Origin of the sequence: Shewanella subflava, assembly GCF_025971955.1 — a bacterium.
GTDB classification, from domain to species: Bacteria; Pseudomonadota; Gammaproteobacteria; order Enterobacterales; family Shewanellaceae; genus Shewanella; species Shewanella subflava.
On sequence record NZ_JAPDMX010000007.1, the window covers coordinates 84,972 to 100,239 of the forward strand.

The 15,268-nt window shown below is 42.2% G+C and carries 11 protein-coding genes; 10 read left to right on the forward strand and 1 reads right to left on the reverse strand.

The annotated features are described in order from the left end of the window. Positions 1-91 precede the first annotated feature (91 nt). The 3 genes from OHT75_RS05105 to lysS all read left to right on the forward strand — a co-directional run bounded on the left by OHT75_RS05105 (position 92) and on the right by lysS (position 4,937). The gene (locus OHT75_RS05105; protein WP_264725389.1) at positions 92-1,756 is read left to right on the forward strand and encodes a methyl-accepting chemotaxis protein; all 1,665 of its coding nucleotides are present in this window, start codon (positions 92-94) and stop codon (positions 1,754-1,756) included. Between the two features lie 524 nt (positions 1,757-2,280). Then, positions 2,281-3,379, forward strand: a protein-coding gene (gene prfB, locus OHT75_RS05110) for a peptide chain release factor 2 (RefSeq protein ID WP_188840196.1) whose coding sequence is annotated in 2 segments (ribosomal slippage) — positions 2,281-2,355 and positions 2,357-3,379 — 1,098 coding nt in all. Because the reading frame shifts where the segments join, the coding sequence is not laid out codon by codon here. A 55-nt stretch (positions 3,380-3,434) separates the two neighbouring features. Beyond that, complete coding sequence (gene lysS, locus OHT75_RS05115; protein ID WP_264725390.1) at positions 3,435-4,937, forward strand: lysine--tRNA ligase; 1,503 nt, start codon at positions 3,435-3,437, stop codon at positions 4,935-4,937. 185 nt (positions 4,938-5,122) lie between these two features. Here the strand turns inward: lysS and tolC are convergent, their stop codons facing one another. After that, positions 5,123-6,430: an outer membrane channel protein TolC gene (gene tolC / locus OHT75_RS05120; protein WP_264725391.1), complete on the reverse strand. Its 1,308-nt coding sequence runs from the start codon at positions 6,428-6,430 to the stop codon at positions 5,123-5,125. 509 nt (positions 6,431-6,939) lie between these two features. On the opposite strand from tolC, the gene nudF reads away from it, so the two are divergent. The 7 genes from nudF (at position 6,940) to parC (ending at position 15,063) form a co-directional block, all read left to right on the forward strand. Continuing rightward, positions 6,940-7,566: an ADP-ribose diphosphatase gene (gene nudF / locus OHT75_RS05125; RefSeq protein WP_264725392.1), complete on the forward strand. Its 627-nt coding sequence runs from the start codon at positions 6,940-6,942 to the stop codon at positions 7,564-7,566. A 42-nt stretch (positions 7,567-7,608) separates the two neighbouring features. Beyond that, positions 7,609-8,043 carry a DUF1249 domain-containing protein gene (locus tag OHT75_RS05130; RefSeq protein ID WP_264725393.1) on the forward strand — a complete coding sequence of 145 codons (435 nt, stop codon included), beginning with the start codon at positions 7,609-7,611 and terminating at the stop codon, positions 8,041-8,043. A gap of 32 nt (positions 8,044-8,075) precedes the next feature. Then, positions 8,076-8,915, forward strand: coding sequence for a 3',5'-cyclic-AMP phosphodiesterase (gene cpdA / locus OHT75_RS05135; RefSeq protein WP_264725394.1), 840 nt, complete (start codon positions 8,076-8,078; stop codon positions 8,913-8,915). A 74-nt stretch (positions 8,916-8,989) separates the two neighbouring features. After that, positions 8,990-9,565, forward strand: a complete 576-nt coding sequence (locus OHT75_RS05140; protein ID WP_264725395.1) for a YqiA/YcfP family alpha/beta fold hydrolase — start codon at positions 8,990-8,992, stop codon at positions 9,563-9,565. A gap of 47 nt (positions 9,566-9,612) precedes the next feature. Beyond that, complete coding sequence (parE, locus tag OHT75_RS05145) at positions 9,613-11,499, forward strand: DNA topoisomerase IV subunit B (RefSeq protein ID WP_264725396.1); 1,887 nt, start codon at positions 9,613-9,615, stop codon at positions 11,497-11,499. A 95-nt stretch (positions 11,500-11,594) separates the two neighbouring features. Beyond that, the gene (locus tag OHT75_RS05150; protein ID WP_264725397.1) at positions 11,595-12,767 is read left to right on the forward strand and encodes a PQQ-dependent sugar dehydrogenase; all 1,173 of its coding nucleotides are present in this window, start codon (positions 11,595-11,597) and stop codon (positions 12,765-12,767) included. After that, entirely contained in the window at positions 12,760-15,063 is a 2,304-nt protein-coding gene (gene parC, locus OHT75_RS05155; protein ID WP_264725398.1) for a DNA topoisomerase IV subunit A, read from the forward strand. Before OHT75_RS05150 ends, parC begins: the two co-directional genes overlap by 8 nt. The last annotated feature ends 205 nt before the right edge of the window (positions 15,064-15,268 follow it).

Genomic DNA, 15,268 nt, shown 5'->3' on the forward strand with positions numbered 1-15,268 from the left:
CTGTTTTAACGCATGCCCTTTTAACCTGTCTATACTCATACTAGAGCACATATTGTTCAAATATGGTTAAGTCATAAAAAGGTCTATGGTTATGGAATATTTGTCACTGCGTAATAAGCTCCTCGCCCTTTCTCTTGTTCCTCTAACTTTAATTTTAAGTGTGGTTCTGGTGTTATTCTATGTGAATGAAAGTGATTCATTAGCAGCAGATATCACCGATTTTAGACAAGAGTTGATTTTAGAGCGTAAAAAGCAATTAAAAGAAGCGGTAGAAATTGGTGTTGGAGTGGTTAATTATCAGCGCGCTTTGGGTGACGCCGGAAATGTGAATCAAGCATTACGTGATTTACGCTTTGGTAAAGCGGGATACTTTTTTATTTACGATACCGAAGGCAATAGTGTGTTTCATGCGGTGCAACCTGATATGGAAGGTCAAAATAAAATGGATATGGCCGATCCCAACGGCACTAAAATTGTCGTGGGCTTGCTCAATGCTGCCCAGCAGGGCGATGGTCATGTGACTTACTTTTATCAAAAACCGAACACCCAAGGACTGACAGAGAAGTTAGGGTTTGGTGCCATGATCCCCAATACCAATTTGATGTTAGGCTCTGGCGCTTATATTGATGATATAGATGAGGTAACGGCGGGTTATAAGCAAATTAAAACTGAACAAATGCATCAAAATTTAATGATGTTTATTATTTTAACATCAACGTTAGGCCTGCTCACTACCGCAGGGGTAATGTTTACCGCTAAAGCGATGGTGCAACCTATCGAAAATATGGCCCATTCGTTGAATGACATTGCCAGCGGTGAAGGTGATTTAACCAAGCGCCTTGATGTAAAAGGCAAGGATGAAATCGCCATGTTAGGCTTAGCTTTTAATCTGTTTGTTGATAAGCTGCAAAATATTATTAGTGATGTCTCTGTGGCCACTCATGATGTTAAACAGGCAGCTAAAAATATCAATGAGCAAACGGTAACCATATCGGATCAGTTATATAGTCATAACAGTGAAATCGATCAAATAGTCACTGCAATCACTGAAATGTCGGCCACAGCACATGATGTGGCTCAGAATACCAATCGTGTTGCAGAATCCACTCAAACAGCATCGGGTTATGTAATGCAAGCACAAGAATGTGTTGATAACTCATTGTCTGAAGTATCAGACCTAATGATGCAAATTGACGATGCGGCCACCAATATTCAATCCCTAAGTGAACAGTCTAAGAAGATAAACTCAGTACTCAGCGTAATCGGCGGCATTGCAGAGCAAACCAATTTATTAGCATTAAATGCAGCCATTGAGGCGGCAAGAGCAGGTGAGCAAGGACGAGGTTTTGCTGTGGTGGCTGATGAAGTGCGTAATTTGGCGAGCAGAACTCAAACAAGTACCGTTGAAATTAATGAAATGTTGACTGAGTTACATCGTTCGGTTTCTCAGGCAGTTGATGCCATGGATAAAAGCCAAAAAAGCGGTATACGCTCGGTAGAATCCTCTAAAGCGATTTCGGAAAGCTTAGGTGCGGTAACATCCTCGGTTACCAATATTAATGATATGAGCACTCAGATAGCGACCGCAGCGACCGAGCAAAGCTCGGTAACCGAAGAAATCAATCGCAATATTACATCGGTGCAAGAAATCGTCAATCAGTTACTTGACTCTAGTCGACAGGCTGCTGATATGAGTAATAACGTTGCCAATTCGGGCAATCATCTTAGTAGATTGGTTAGCCAATTTAAGATTTAATCTATGGGATAGAGGCAATTTGAACCGCTTTTTAGCGGTTCATTTTTGGGCAAACACCACCAAGAATAATGTGAGCCTACAACTGCCAGAACAAGCCTAAATTACAGCAACAGTTTTAGCGTAAAAGAACGGACAGACTCACCTTAATCAAAGGTGGTTAAAGTCACCGTGCCCAAGTCCCCCTTTAAAGACGCTTCACCGTATTCACAGAAAAACTTGATAGTTTTGGAATCAACCGAGTTGATGACCAATTAGGTCATTGCTCGTGTGGGATCATTAACGCTTACACTGGCTCATGTCAGTATATTGTTTAGTCGCCTCATTAACTTCATTATCACAACCAGTGGGTTTATCTTGATCCACTATTACATTATCGCTAACGATTTTGCGCTTGATGTTGGTGAGTGAAATTTATTCCAGCATAGATTGTTAATTATGCCTATTTCGGTCTAGGTTTAGCGCCAAGCTTGGGGTAAAATGCGCCGTTATACCTTTTGTTAACTGCTATTTAAAGTTGAAAATTCATGTTTGAAGTTAATCCAGTAAAATTCAAGATTAAGGAGCTGGCCGAGCGCACAGAGCTTCTTAGGGGGTACCTTTGACTACGCTGCTAAAAGTGAGCGTTTAGAAGAGGTTAGCCGAGAGTTAGAAAGTTCTGAAGTGTGGAACGAACCTGAACGTGCCCAGGCCTTAGGCAAAGAGCGTTCAGCATTAGAAGCTGTCGTTAAGACGATTGATGATATGGACAGCGGCCTTGAAGATGTTGAAGGTTTATTGGAATTAGCCATTGAAGAAGATGATGAAGAAACCTTCAACGATGCCAGTGACGAAATTGCCAGCTTAGAAGCGCGCCTTGCAGACTTAGAATTCCGCCGCATGTTTTCGGGGAAAAACGATGCTGCAAGCTGTTATCTTGATATTCAATCTGGCTCAGGCGGAACAGAAGCACAGGATTGGGCCAATATGGTCCTGCGCATGTATTTGCGTTGGGGCGAAGCTCATGATTTTAGCCCTGAATTAATCGAAGTCACTGCAGGTGATGTTGCCGGTATTAAAGGCGCAACGATCAAATTTACCGGTGAATATGCTTTTGGCTGGATGAGAACCGAAACCGGTGTGCATCGTTTAGTGCGTAAATCGCCATTCGACTCTTCGGGCAAACGTCACACGTCATTTTGCTCAGTGTTTGTTTACCCTGAAATCGAAGATGACATTGAAATTGAAATTAATCCTTCAGACTTACGAATTGACACCTACCGTGCTTCTGGTGCGGGTGGTCAGCACGTTAACAAAACGGATTCAGCGGTACGTATTACCCACCTTCCAACCAATACTGTGGTGCAGTGTCAAAATGACCGTTCCCAGCATAAAAACCGTGATTCAGCATTCAAGCAATTGAAAGCTAAGCTTTACGAGTTGGAAATGTATAAACAAAATGCTGATAAGCAAGCCGCTGAAGACGCCAAGTCTGATATCGGTTGGGGCAGTCAAATTCGCTCATACGTATTAGATGACTCCCGCATTAAAGATTTACGTACAGGGGTTGAGAATCGTAATACTCAATCTGTGTTGGATGGTGATTTAGATAGATTTATCGAAGCCAGCCTAAAATCAGGACTTTAATCGAATTAACATTCGCGCTAGGGCATGCCCTAGCAAGTAAACACGAGAAGATATCATGACTGAACTAGTACAAGATGAAAACAAACTGATTGCAGAGCGTCGTGCTAAATTAGAGCACATTCGCACTAACTGTCCTGCTAACGCACACCCAAACACATGGGAGCGCAGCCATAAAGCCGCCGAGTTACAAGCTAAATATGGTGAGAATACCAAGGAAGAGTTAGAAGCATTAGGTTTTCAAACCAGTATTGCTGGCCGTATCATGGCTAAACGTGGTCCTTTTTTAGTGATCCAAGACGTATCTGGCCGTATTCAAGCTTATGCAGAAAAGTCAGTTCAAGGTGATTTAAAAGAACGTTATCAAGGTTTAGACATCGGTGACATTATTGGTGTTAAAGGTCAATTGCATTTATCTGGCAAGGGCGACCTGTATGTCAATATGGAAGAGTACCAGTTACTGACTAAAGCATTACGTCCTTTACCAGAAAAATTCCACGGTTTAACTGACCAAGAAATGCGTTATCGTCAGCGTTATGTTGACTTAATCGTTAATGAAGACTCACGCAATGCATTTGTTATGCGCTCAAAAGTGGTTTCTGCTATTCGTAATTTCATGATAAAAAAAGAATTCATGGAAGTTGAAACCCCAATGATGCATGTTATTCCTGGCGGTGCTTCAGCACGTCCATTTATCACGCATCACAATGCATTAGACATGGCGATGTACTTACGTATTGCGCCAGAACTGTATCTTAAGCGTTTAGTTGTGGGTGGTTTTGAGCGGGTGTTCGAAATTAACCGTAACTTCCGTAACGAAGGTTTATCGCCTCGCCATAACCCAGAATTCACTATGATGGAATTCTATATGGCTTATGCTGATTACAAAGACTTAATGGATCTGACTGAAGAAATGCTTGGCTCAATTGCCCAGGATTTATTAGGCAGTACTAGCATGCCTTACGGTGAAGCAACCGTTGAGTTTGGTGGCAAATATGCTCGTTTAAGCATGTTAGAAGCGATTCAGCTGCACAACCCTGACAATGCTACTATTCAGGCTATGACTTACGAGCAAGTTAAAGACGTTGAGTTTATGCGTGATCTAGCATCAAGCCTAGGTATCAAGTTAGAGAAATTCTGGACCTGTGGTCAGCTGTTAGAAGAAATCTTCGGTGAAACCGCTGAACCTAAGTTGATGCAACCCACTTTCATTACTGGCTACCCTGCGGATATTTCTCCATTAGCGCGCCGTAATGATGACAATGATTTTATCACTGACCGTTTTGAGTTTTTCATCGGTGGCCGTGAAGTGGCTAACGGTTTCAGCGAGTTAAATGATGCAGAAGATCAAGACAATCGCTTTAAAGCACAGGTTGATGCCAAAGATGCTGGTGATGATGAAGCGATGTTCTATGATGCTGATTACATTACAGCACTAGAGCACGGTCTACCACCTACGGCTGGTCAAGGTATTGGTATCGATCGTTTAGTGATGTTGTTCACTAACACTCACACTATTCGTGATGTGATTTTATTCCCAGCGATGCGTCCGCAAGCATAAGGACAGGTTAAGCCAACGTCTTAATCGTCATCTGAAAGAACCAGCTTATTCGAAAGAATGGCTGGTTTTTTTATGGCTTTAATTCGAGCAAAATCGGGATTGTTTATTAGGACTTGCTAAAGCGGATTTATACATATAAAAAAACGGCCTTAAATAGGCCGTTTTTATTTACAGTTGATGCAAAACTACTGAGGCATAAGGCCATTGTTGATAGCAATTACATCATCTTCATTCAACGTACCAGCCGCTTGTTTAAGTGCCACAATTGAATTGATGTAACCATATCGGGCATCTGATAACTTACGTTTTGAGTCGTACAAGTCACGCGTACGGTTTAATACGTCAACGATGGTACGGGTACCAACTTCAAAACCCGCTTGAGTGGCTTTTAAAGCGCTTTCTGAAGACACGACAGATTGTTCATAAGCTCTGATAGAACTGATAGAAGCCGATACGTTATTGAAGTTATTACGCACATCTTTTACAACACCACGATGAGTTTGTTCAAGTTTTTCACTTGCCTCAACATATTGGAATTGCGCTTGTTTTACTTGTGAAGATACTTTAAAGCCTTCAAAGATAGGTACGCGTAAAGTGATACCTATGTTGCTGTTATCAAAGTCTTCGGTTGGGCTTTGATCAAAACCTTTGGTGTAACCCGCATCTAAACTTAAAGAAGGCATATGGCCAGCGTTATAAAGTTTAATGGTTTCACTTGCTATATCTTTACCGATACGTTGAGCTAATAACGCTAGATTGCTCGCTTCTGCCATTTTTAACCAATCGGTTGATTTTTCTGGTGCAGGAGCACCAGCAGAAAAGCGGTTAGTATCCAAAATGTTCAGTGATTTATGATCGATACCGGTAATTTCACGTAATGCTTCATAGCTATTGGCAAGGTTATTTTCAGCTAAAATTTCTTGCGCAGAAGCGAGGTCATATTGTGCTTGTGCTTCATGTACGTCAGTAATGGCGGTTAAACCGACTGCGAAACGTTGTTTTGTTTGCTCCAGTTGGCGTTCAATTGCTGCTTTTTCTGCCCCTTGGAACTCAAAGTTATCTTTGGCCGTTAACACATCAAAATAGGCTTTAGTGACGCGGGTTATGAGTGATTGTAATGTCGTTGCGTAAGCTGCATCGGCTTGAGAGGCTGCCATTTCGGCTAGGTCTAATCCAACCCAAGCACTGTGGTCATAAATTAACTGGCTTAACTTAACACCACCAGTAAAACCTTCAGGTTTAATGGTTTCTTGGCCATCGTACTTGTTCCATGCCTTAGCGTAACCAACCGTTGCACTGATTGTTGGTAATAACGGAGCACGGTTTTCCTCAATCTTTTCGTATAAGGCATTACGTTGCGCTTGAGCTTGTAACACGACAGGATCACTGGTCAGTGCTTGTTGGTATATCTGCATTAAATCGTCAGCTTGTACTGTCGGTGCAATCACTGCAAACGATAACGCTGCGTATAAAGAACCTATTTTGAATTTCATTTTCTGCCCTTTTAGACAATGCTTATGTATTGAGTTATAGAAATAACAAATTTTTAAAGTTGTAGTTTGTGGCTAGTTTGATAAAAGCGCTCAATGAAGAGAAACTACCTACATTAATGCGACTAGCACCATGCTGGGTTGCCAGTGTAAAACACTTTTTTACCAAGCATAAATAATTTAGTTGTTAACTATATAGTTAATAGTATGAACATTTACTAACTTTATAGTCAGATGTTACATCGCTTACCCTATTGCAACATTGTCAGTTCAAAAGTGATTCCGCTTCTGAGTGATGTTGTCTTATATTTGTCAGAGTAAGGGGTTACTTAATAGAAGTAAAATCTTACTTGCTAGAATATTGAATATTAAAAACTTCTCATAGTAAGTCAACTGTGAAGTGTAACAGATTTTATTTCACGTTAGAGTTAACGGTATAACAGTATGCTCATACCATTAATGTAATTTGTATTTTTCCGTTGGCATTCAGTCGACATAACGCCGGAATATCCATGATAGATAATAAAAAGACAGAAGGTTTTACTGCTGATGATGATTTTGAATTATTGTCAAAACGTGTGCTTTATAAAGGTTTTTTTCGATTAGATGAATATCGATTTAAACATCGATTGTTTGCTGGTGGTTGGAGCGGGGAAGTCACCCGTGAAGTATTTGAACGCGGTCATGCGGTAGTGGTGTTGCCCTATGATCCGATTTTAGACAAGGTGGTGTTAATTGAACAGTTGCGTGTTCCAGCATTAGCAACCACTAAATCAATCTGGCTTCTTGAGCTTGTCGCAGGTATGATCGAGCCTGGCGAAAGTCCTGAGCAAGTTGCAAGCCGTGAACTTTTTGAAGAGGCAGGTCTAACCGCCAGTCATATTGATTATATCAATAGTTATTTAGTCAGCCCCGGTGGCACCAGTGAGCGATTTTATCTCTATATTGGCCGTGTAGATGCTAGCCAAGCCAAAGGTTTGCATGGGCTAGATAGTGAAGATGAAGACATTAAAGTGCATGTTGTTAGTCGTGTTCAAGCCTATGAATGGGTGCAGTCTGGGCGCATTGATAACGCATCAACGGTACTGGGGATCCAATGGTTGATGTTGAATTATCAGCAATATCAATCAGCAAACTAAACGGGTATATGTTGTTTACTAATAGAGGGCATAGTTAATCAAGTGGCTAGGTTTAATCCGCTAGAAAAAAATAAATACCAACCTAACGTAAGTGCTTTTTTAGGCTTGTGTGGGCGTAACTATGCGTTGATTTTAAAATGGTTACCGGATGAATCTGAACATGACACCCAGTGGATAATTGAGGGGGAGTTCGGTTCGTTAGTGGTTACCTTGCTAGAAAACACCAAATATACCCAGCTAATTGAAATTTCACGCAGCCTGCCACATAGCTTATTTGTGACATCGCCTAAAGTGGTCGTGCGAATTTATCATGATGCCCAATTAGCAGAAGTGTTAACTAGCCAACAGATTTTTAGTTTTAAACCAGTATATGATTATCCCAATATACATATGCATCAGGCAGACGAAAAATTTCAGGTAAATGCATTTTTGGAAGAGTTATTAAAAATTGGATGTCACAGTATTGTGCCGTCGTAATAACTTGAAACAATAGATTTTGGGAATAGTAAGTGCTGAAGTCAGCGGTTAATTACACTTTTGAAGAAAATCAATCGGTGCGACTGATCCAAATTACGGATCCGCACCTTTTTGCTGATCCTGAATCTCAACTATTGGGGGTCAACACGGCAAAGAGTCTGCAAGCGGTACTTGATACTTTCAATCATTCTCCTGAACAAGCCGATTTACTTATTGCGTCCGGCGATATCAGCCAAGATTATTCTGCCACGTCTTACCATAATTTTGTTCGCCAAATTGCCAGTATCAATTTGCCATGCCATTACCTGCCAGGCAATCATGATGATCCGCGTATGATGGCGTTACATATGCAGGGGGCAAATGTTTTTGGTCAACAGCGCATTATCGCCGGAAATTGGCAAATTTTGATGTTGGACTCTACCGTTCGTGGTAAGCCAGGCGGTTTTATGGGTGAGCAACAGTTTCTTTTGATTGATGCGGCGATTAAAGCAGAGCCTGAAAAACATGTATTATTGGCTATGCACCATAATCCGATATTAATGCAATGTGGATGGTTAGATCAGCATTGTATGGCAAATGGCACTGAATTTATCGAACGTGTTAGTCAATATCCGCAGGTAAAAGGGCTGTTGTGGGGACATGTGCATCAGCAGGTCAACCAACAACATTCAGGGCCACATGGTGAGGTGGCCTTGATGGCAACACCTTCTACATGCATTCAATTCAAACCTTTATCCGATCATTTCGCTTTAGATGGTGTTCAACCCGGTTATCGTTTGCTGGAGCTGCAGTGCGATGGTAGCATTCGTACTGAAGTGTACCGTGTTGCAGGTGACCATTTTACCCCAGACAATGAAGCCAGCGGCTACTAAACTTCTCTCGAAACACTTTTTTAATAAGCTTGTGATAGTGTGTCAATATTGATTTGACCGCAGCGTGAGGATATATGTTGCTTTATATACATGGATTTAATAGCTCTAATCAATCAGATAAAGCAGTTCAAACGGCACAATACATCCAACAACACTATCCTAATCTAACGTTTCATCAGCCCCAAATACCGACATCAATCCACGCTGCAATGGCATTATTAACAGCATTAACCGAACGCGCCGTTGCCGAGGGGGAGCCTTTAAGATTTATTGGTTCGTCATTAGGGGGTTATTTTGCGAGTTTTTTAGCCGAAAAGTATGGTGGTAAAGCTGTTTTAGTTAATCCAGCAGTAAAACCGTATGATTTATTTGAAGAGTTTTTGGGTGACCAATATAATCCCTACACTGGTGAACATTACCAGATCGTAGATGAAGATCGTCTCGCTGTGGCTGAATATGATACAAATGTCATATGCCACCCCGATAGATTCTTGGTTTTGTTGCAAACTGGTGACGAAGTGTTAGATTATCGTCAGGCTTTGCACAAGTATCATTGCTGTGAATTACATCTCGAACCTAATGGCGACCACAGTTTTGTGGGATACGAGCAACAGCTCGATAAAATTTGTCGATTTCTTCAGCTGCCTTAACAATCAAAATTAAGCCCTTGCTTAATGAATAACAAAATGTGTGGAATATGACTAATCAATATACTTCAGATGCAATTGAGGTCCTCAATGGACTCGACCCGGTAAAACGCCGTCCGGGCATGTATACCGATACCACTCGTCCCAATCATCTAGGTCAAGAAGTAATTGATAACAGTGTCGATGAAGCACTGGCTGGTCACGCGACAAAAATTGAAGTGGTATTGCACGCTGATAACTCCCTAGAGGTGACCGATGACGGCCGTGGTATGCCTGTTGATATTCACCCTGAAGAGGGGATACCTGGGGTCGAGCTTATTCTTACCAAGCTGCATGCTGGTGGTAAGTTTTCTAATAAAAATTATCAGTTCTCCGGTGGTTTACATGGGGTGGGAATTTCAGTAGTTAACGCACTGTCAAAACGCGTTCAAATCACTGTCCGCCGCGATGCCCAAGTATACGAAATGGCCTTCGAAAATGGTTTCAAAGTAGAAGAGCTCACGGTTACAGGTACCTGTGGTCGTCGCAATACGGGAACTAGCGTACATTTCTGGCCGGATAGCAGTTATTTCGACTCTGCCAATTTCTCTACCTCAAAGCTAATCTATATATTGCGCGCCAAAGCCGTTTTATGCCCAGGGCTTAGAATTAAATTCACCAATAAACAAAATGGTGAAGTGCATGAGTGGTATTACGAAAGTGGCTTAACCGATTATTTAAAAGAAGCCGTTAAGGACTCCCTTTTATTACCTGAAGAGCCTTTTGTAGGTAGCTTTACCGGTGAACTTGAAGCGGCTGAGTGGGCGATTACTTGGCTACCTGAAGGTGGCGAAAGTCTTAACGAAAGTTACGTTAACCTTATTCCTACACCATTAGGCGGCACGCATGTTAACGGCTTTAGACAAGGCTTGTTAGAGTCCATGCGTGAATTTTGTGAATTTCGCAATTTAGTGCCGCGTGGCATTAAATTATCACCAGAAGACATTTGGGATAAAGCGGCATTTATTGTCTCAATAAAAATGCAAGATCCTCAGTTTGCTGGGCAAACCAAAGAAAAACTGTCTAGTCGTCAAAGTTCTGCATTTGTGTCAGGTATCGTGCGTGATGCCTTTTCGTTGTGGTTAAATTCCAATACTGAGTTAGCCGAGCAATTAGCCGATCTGTGCATCAGTAACGCGCAGCGTCGTTTAAAAGCGGCTAAAAAAGTGGCGCGTAAAAAGGTGACATCAGGCCCAGCTTTACCAGGTAAGTTGACCGATTGCTCCGGCCAAGACCCAATGCGTGGTGAGCTGTTTTTAGTGGAAGGAGACTCGGCGGGTGGCAGTGCTAAGCAGGCGCGAGATCGTGAGTTTCAAGCCATTATGCCGCTTCGTGGTAAAATTTTAAATACATGGGAAGTGGATTCAGCTCAGGTTTTAGCATCTCAGGAAGTGCACGATATTTCAGTGGCCATTGGCTGTGATCCAGACAGTGCCAATATTGATGAGCTGCGTTATGGTAAAATCTGTATTTTAGCCGATGCAGACTCGGATGGTTTACATATTGCCACGCTACTTTGTGCTTTATTTTTAAAACATTATCGAGTGTTAGTTGAAAAAGGCCATGTGTATATTGCAATGCCGCCGTTATTTCGTATTGACCTAGGCAAAGAGGTTTTTTATGCGCTTGATGAAGCAGAAAAAACCGGCATTTTAGATCGTATTACAGCGGAAAAGAAAAAAGGCAAAGTTCAGGTTACCCGATTTAAAGGGCTAGGTGAAATGAACCCATTGCAATTACGTGAAACGACCATGGATCCTAATACCCGTCGTTTAGTGCAATTGACCATTAATGATGACGATGGCACCGATGCATTGATGGATATGTTACTTGCTAAAAAACGTTCGCCAGATAGAAAGAGTTGGTTAGAAACGAAAGGGGATTTAGCGCAAATTTAAATACCCTCTTCCAGTGAGAGAGTGTTAATTTAACGCGTTTATTCCATTTGTTTTTAACCGCCAATAATAAAAATTAGAGGCAAAAGATTAATTAGATGTTGTATATCAAATCGAAGTCATTCGAGTATGGTTGGGAATGGATCGTTAAAGTCTGGGTTTTGCTTGGGCTGAGCACGGTTATTGTCGGGTATGCTCATGCAACTCAATCGGTAATGATTACCGTTACTAAAGGATTTGGTTTGTCTTTATACGCCTCGGATTTAGGTGATATTAAGCAAATGGCCTTGGGTGATAATGGTACGTTATTTGTGGGTTCACAAAAAAACGGCACAATCTACGCTTTAGTAGATAATGATCAAGATGGTCAGGTGGATAAACGGTATGTGGTGGCTAAAGGGTTGGAAAACCCAGATGCACTTGCATTCTACAAAGGCGATTTGTACGTCAGTGAAGAAGATCGCATTATCAAATATGAAGAGATTGAAGAGCGTTTACGTCGTCCATCTCGTGCCAAAGAAGTGTATACTAACTTACCCGAATTAGAAAAACGTTATACCCGTGCAATGCGTTTTGGTCCCGATGGTCGCTTATATATCGCGCTCGGTATGCCCTGTAACGTATGTGAGGCTCCCGCTCCCTATGGCAGTATTTTAGCTATTAACGTGCAAACGGGAGCAAGTGAGCAAGTGGCATTAGGTGTGCGCAGCGTAACAGGTTTTGATTGGGAGCCAGGGACAAACCAAATGTGGTTTGCCGATCTTGGTCGCAACTGGATGGGCGATAATTTACCCGCCGACGAAATAAATCGCCTTGATGTAAAAGGGGCTCATTTTGGGTTTCCTTATATTCATGCATCTGATGTCAAAGAGCCCGCTTACGATAAACCCACAAATTTAAAAATCACCCCACCTGTTTTCGAATTGCCAGCCCATGTTGCCCCAACAGGATTACATTTTTATCAAGGCAAGCAATTTCCCGAGCGTTACCAACAACAGTTATTTTTAGCTGAAAATGGTTCATGGAATCGCTCAAGTAAAGTGGGTTATCAAATTGTGATGTTAACGCTAGATCACAGCCAACCTAAAACCACTATTTCAGATCGGGAAACCGTAGTGAGCTTTTTAGACGGCGAGTTTCCCGTTGCCCGACCATTTGATTTGCTGACAGCACCAGATGGCGCAATTTATATTTCAGATGACTTAAAAGGCAACGTGTACCGTTTGTTCTACAAAGTCGCTGATCAAACACAGGAAAGCACCGATGAGTGATGCGATTGAATTAAGCTTAGATGGCGTAGAGCAAATGCCATTACGCCGATTCACCGAAGAGGCTTATTTAAATTATTCGATGTACGTGATTATGGATCGTGCATTACCGCATATTGGTGATGGTTTAAAGCCAGTACAGCGTCGCATCATCTATGCGATGAGCGAGCTTGGCCTCAATGCGCAATCTAAACCTAAAAAGTCAGCGCGTACAGTCGGTGACGTATTAGGTAAGTATCACCCTCACGGTGACAGCGCCTGTTACGAAGCCATGGTATTAATGGCTCAGCCTTTCTCTTATCGTTACCCGCTGGTAGATGGTCAAGGAAACTGGGGGGCGCCTGATGATCCTAAATCATTTGCGGCCATGCGTTATACCGAAGCCAAACTGTCAAAATTCTCTGAAGTGTTATTGTCTGAATTAGGTCAAGGCACAGTTGAGTGGGGCGTTAACTTCGACGGTACCTTAAAAGAGCCTAAAACGTTACCTGCACGATTACCGCATATTTTATTAAACGGCATCACGGGTATTGCTGTGGGCATGGCCACCGATATTCCACCGCACAATGTGCGTGAGCTAGTGTCGGCCTGCGTTGAATTATTAGATAACCCTAAAACTGACCTTGCGCGTTTAATGGAATTGGTGCCAGGTCCAGATTACCCAACTGAAGCTGAAATCATTACCCCTAGTGCTGACATTGAAAAAATATATCAAACCGGTCGTGGTTCTATCAAAATGCGCGCGGTTTATCATGTCGATAATCATGAAATTATCATTACCTCGCTGCCACATCAGGCCGGTAGTGGCAAAATTCTAGAGCAAATTGCAGCGCAAATGCAGGCAAAAAAACTGCCAATGGTCAGTGATTTACGTGATGAGTCGGATCACGAAAATCCTGTAAGATTAGTTGTAGTCCCCCGTTCAAATCGGGTGGATTGCGATCAATTGATGGCACACTTATTTGCGACAACTGATTTAGAAAAAAGCTTTCGCATTAACTTAAACGTGTTAGGGCTAGATGGGCGACCGCAAGTCAAAGGCTTGCTACCTATGTTAAGTGAATGGCTAGAGTACCGAGTATCAACAGTCACTCGCCGTTTACAATATCGTTTGGATAAGGTGTTAGCGCGATTACATATTTTAGAAGCGTTAATGATCGCGTTTTTGAACATTGACGAAGTGATTGAAATTATTCGCTTCCATGATGAGCCTAAAGCGGAATTAATGGCTCGTTTTAACTTAAGTGATAAACAAGCCGAATCAATTTTAGAGTTAAAGTTACGCCATCTTGCCAAGCTTGAAGAGTTTAAAATTACCGCAGAACAAAATGAATTGATGGCTGAGCGTGACAAGCTTGAATTGATTTTAAGTTCAGATCGCCGTTTAAAAACCCTGGTGAAAAAAGAGCTGATTCAAGACGGTGAGACCTTTGGTGATGACCGTCGCTCACCGATTATTGAACGTAAAGAGTCTAAAGCATTAACCGAACAAGAGTTAACCCCAGCTGAAGCGGTGACGGTTGTGTTGTCAGAAAAGGGTTGGGTACGCTGTGCTAAAGGGCATGATGTTGATGCACAAGGATTAAACTACAAAGCGGGTGACAGTTACCTATGCAGTGCCATAGGGAAAAGTAATCAAGCCGCTGTATTTGTAGACTCATCCGGTCGAGCGTTTGCGACCGACAGCCACACACTGCCTTCAGCCAGAAGCCAAGGGGAGCCCATTACCACGCGCTTTAATATGGCACCAGGCGCGGTGATGCAACACGTTATTATGGGTGAAGACGAGCAGTGCTATGTATTAGCCAGTGACGCGGGTTATGGCTTTATTGGGGCTTATGCTGACATGGTTAGCCGTAACAAAGCAGGTAAAGCGTTATTATCTTTACCAGCCAATGCACAGGTCATGACACCTAAATTGATCGGTAAAGACAAAGAACAATCATTACTGGCGATTACCAGTGAAGGTCGTATGTTAATGTTCAGTTTAGACGCTTTACCGCAATTATCTAAAGGTAAAGGGAACAAGATTATTGGTATTCCGAGCGAACGAGCCAAAAATCGTGAAGAGTTACTTCTGCATTTAAATGTTGTACCTAATGGTGCTGCAGTGACCCTTTGGGCGGGTAAGCGCAAACTTACACTTAAAGCCAGCGATTTAGAGCATTATCGTGGTGAACGAGGCCGAAGAGGTGCGAAATTACCCAGAGGCTTACAACGTGTCGACAGTGTCGATATTGAAACGGTAGAGCTGGCGGTTGATGATGCTGAAACTGAGCCACAGGTCGGCGCAGAATAGCTTATTAGCTTGAGTCATTTTCACCTTTAAAGCTCATGTGAAAACGTGGGCTTTTTTATTTTCAGCCCCTAAACTACCAACTTCAGCAGGTGATTATCATCAATTTTGCACTGCCTGAAGGTGAGCTTTGCTAATGGTGCGGTACAAGCTTGTAAATCAGGGATGTTTTAGTAGAGCCTATAGGGATATATTTACAGCGTTTTGT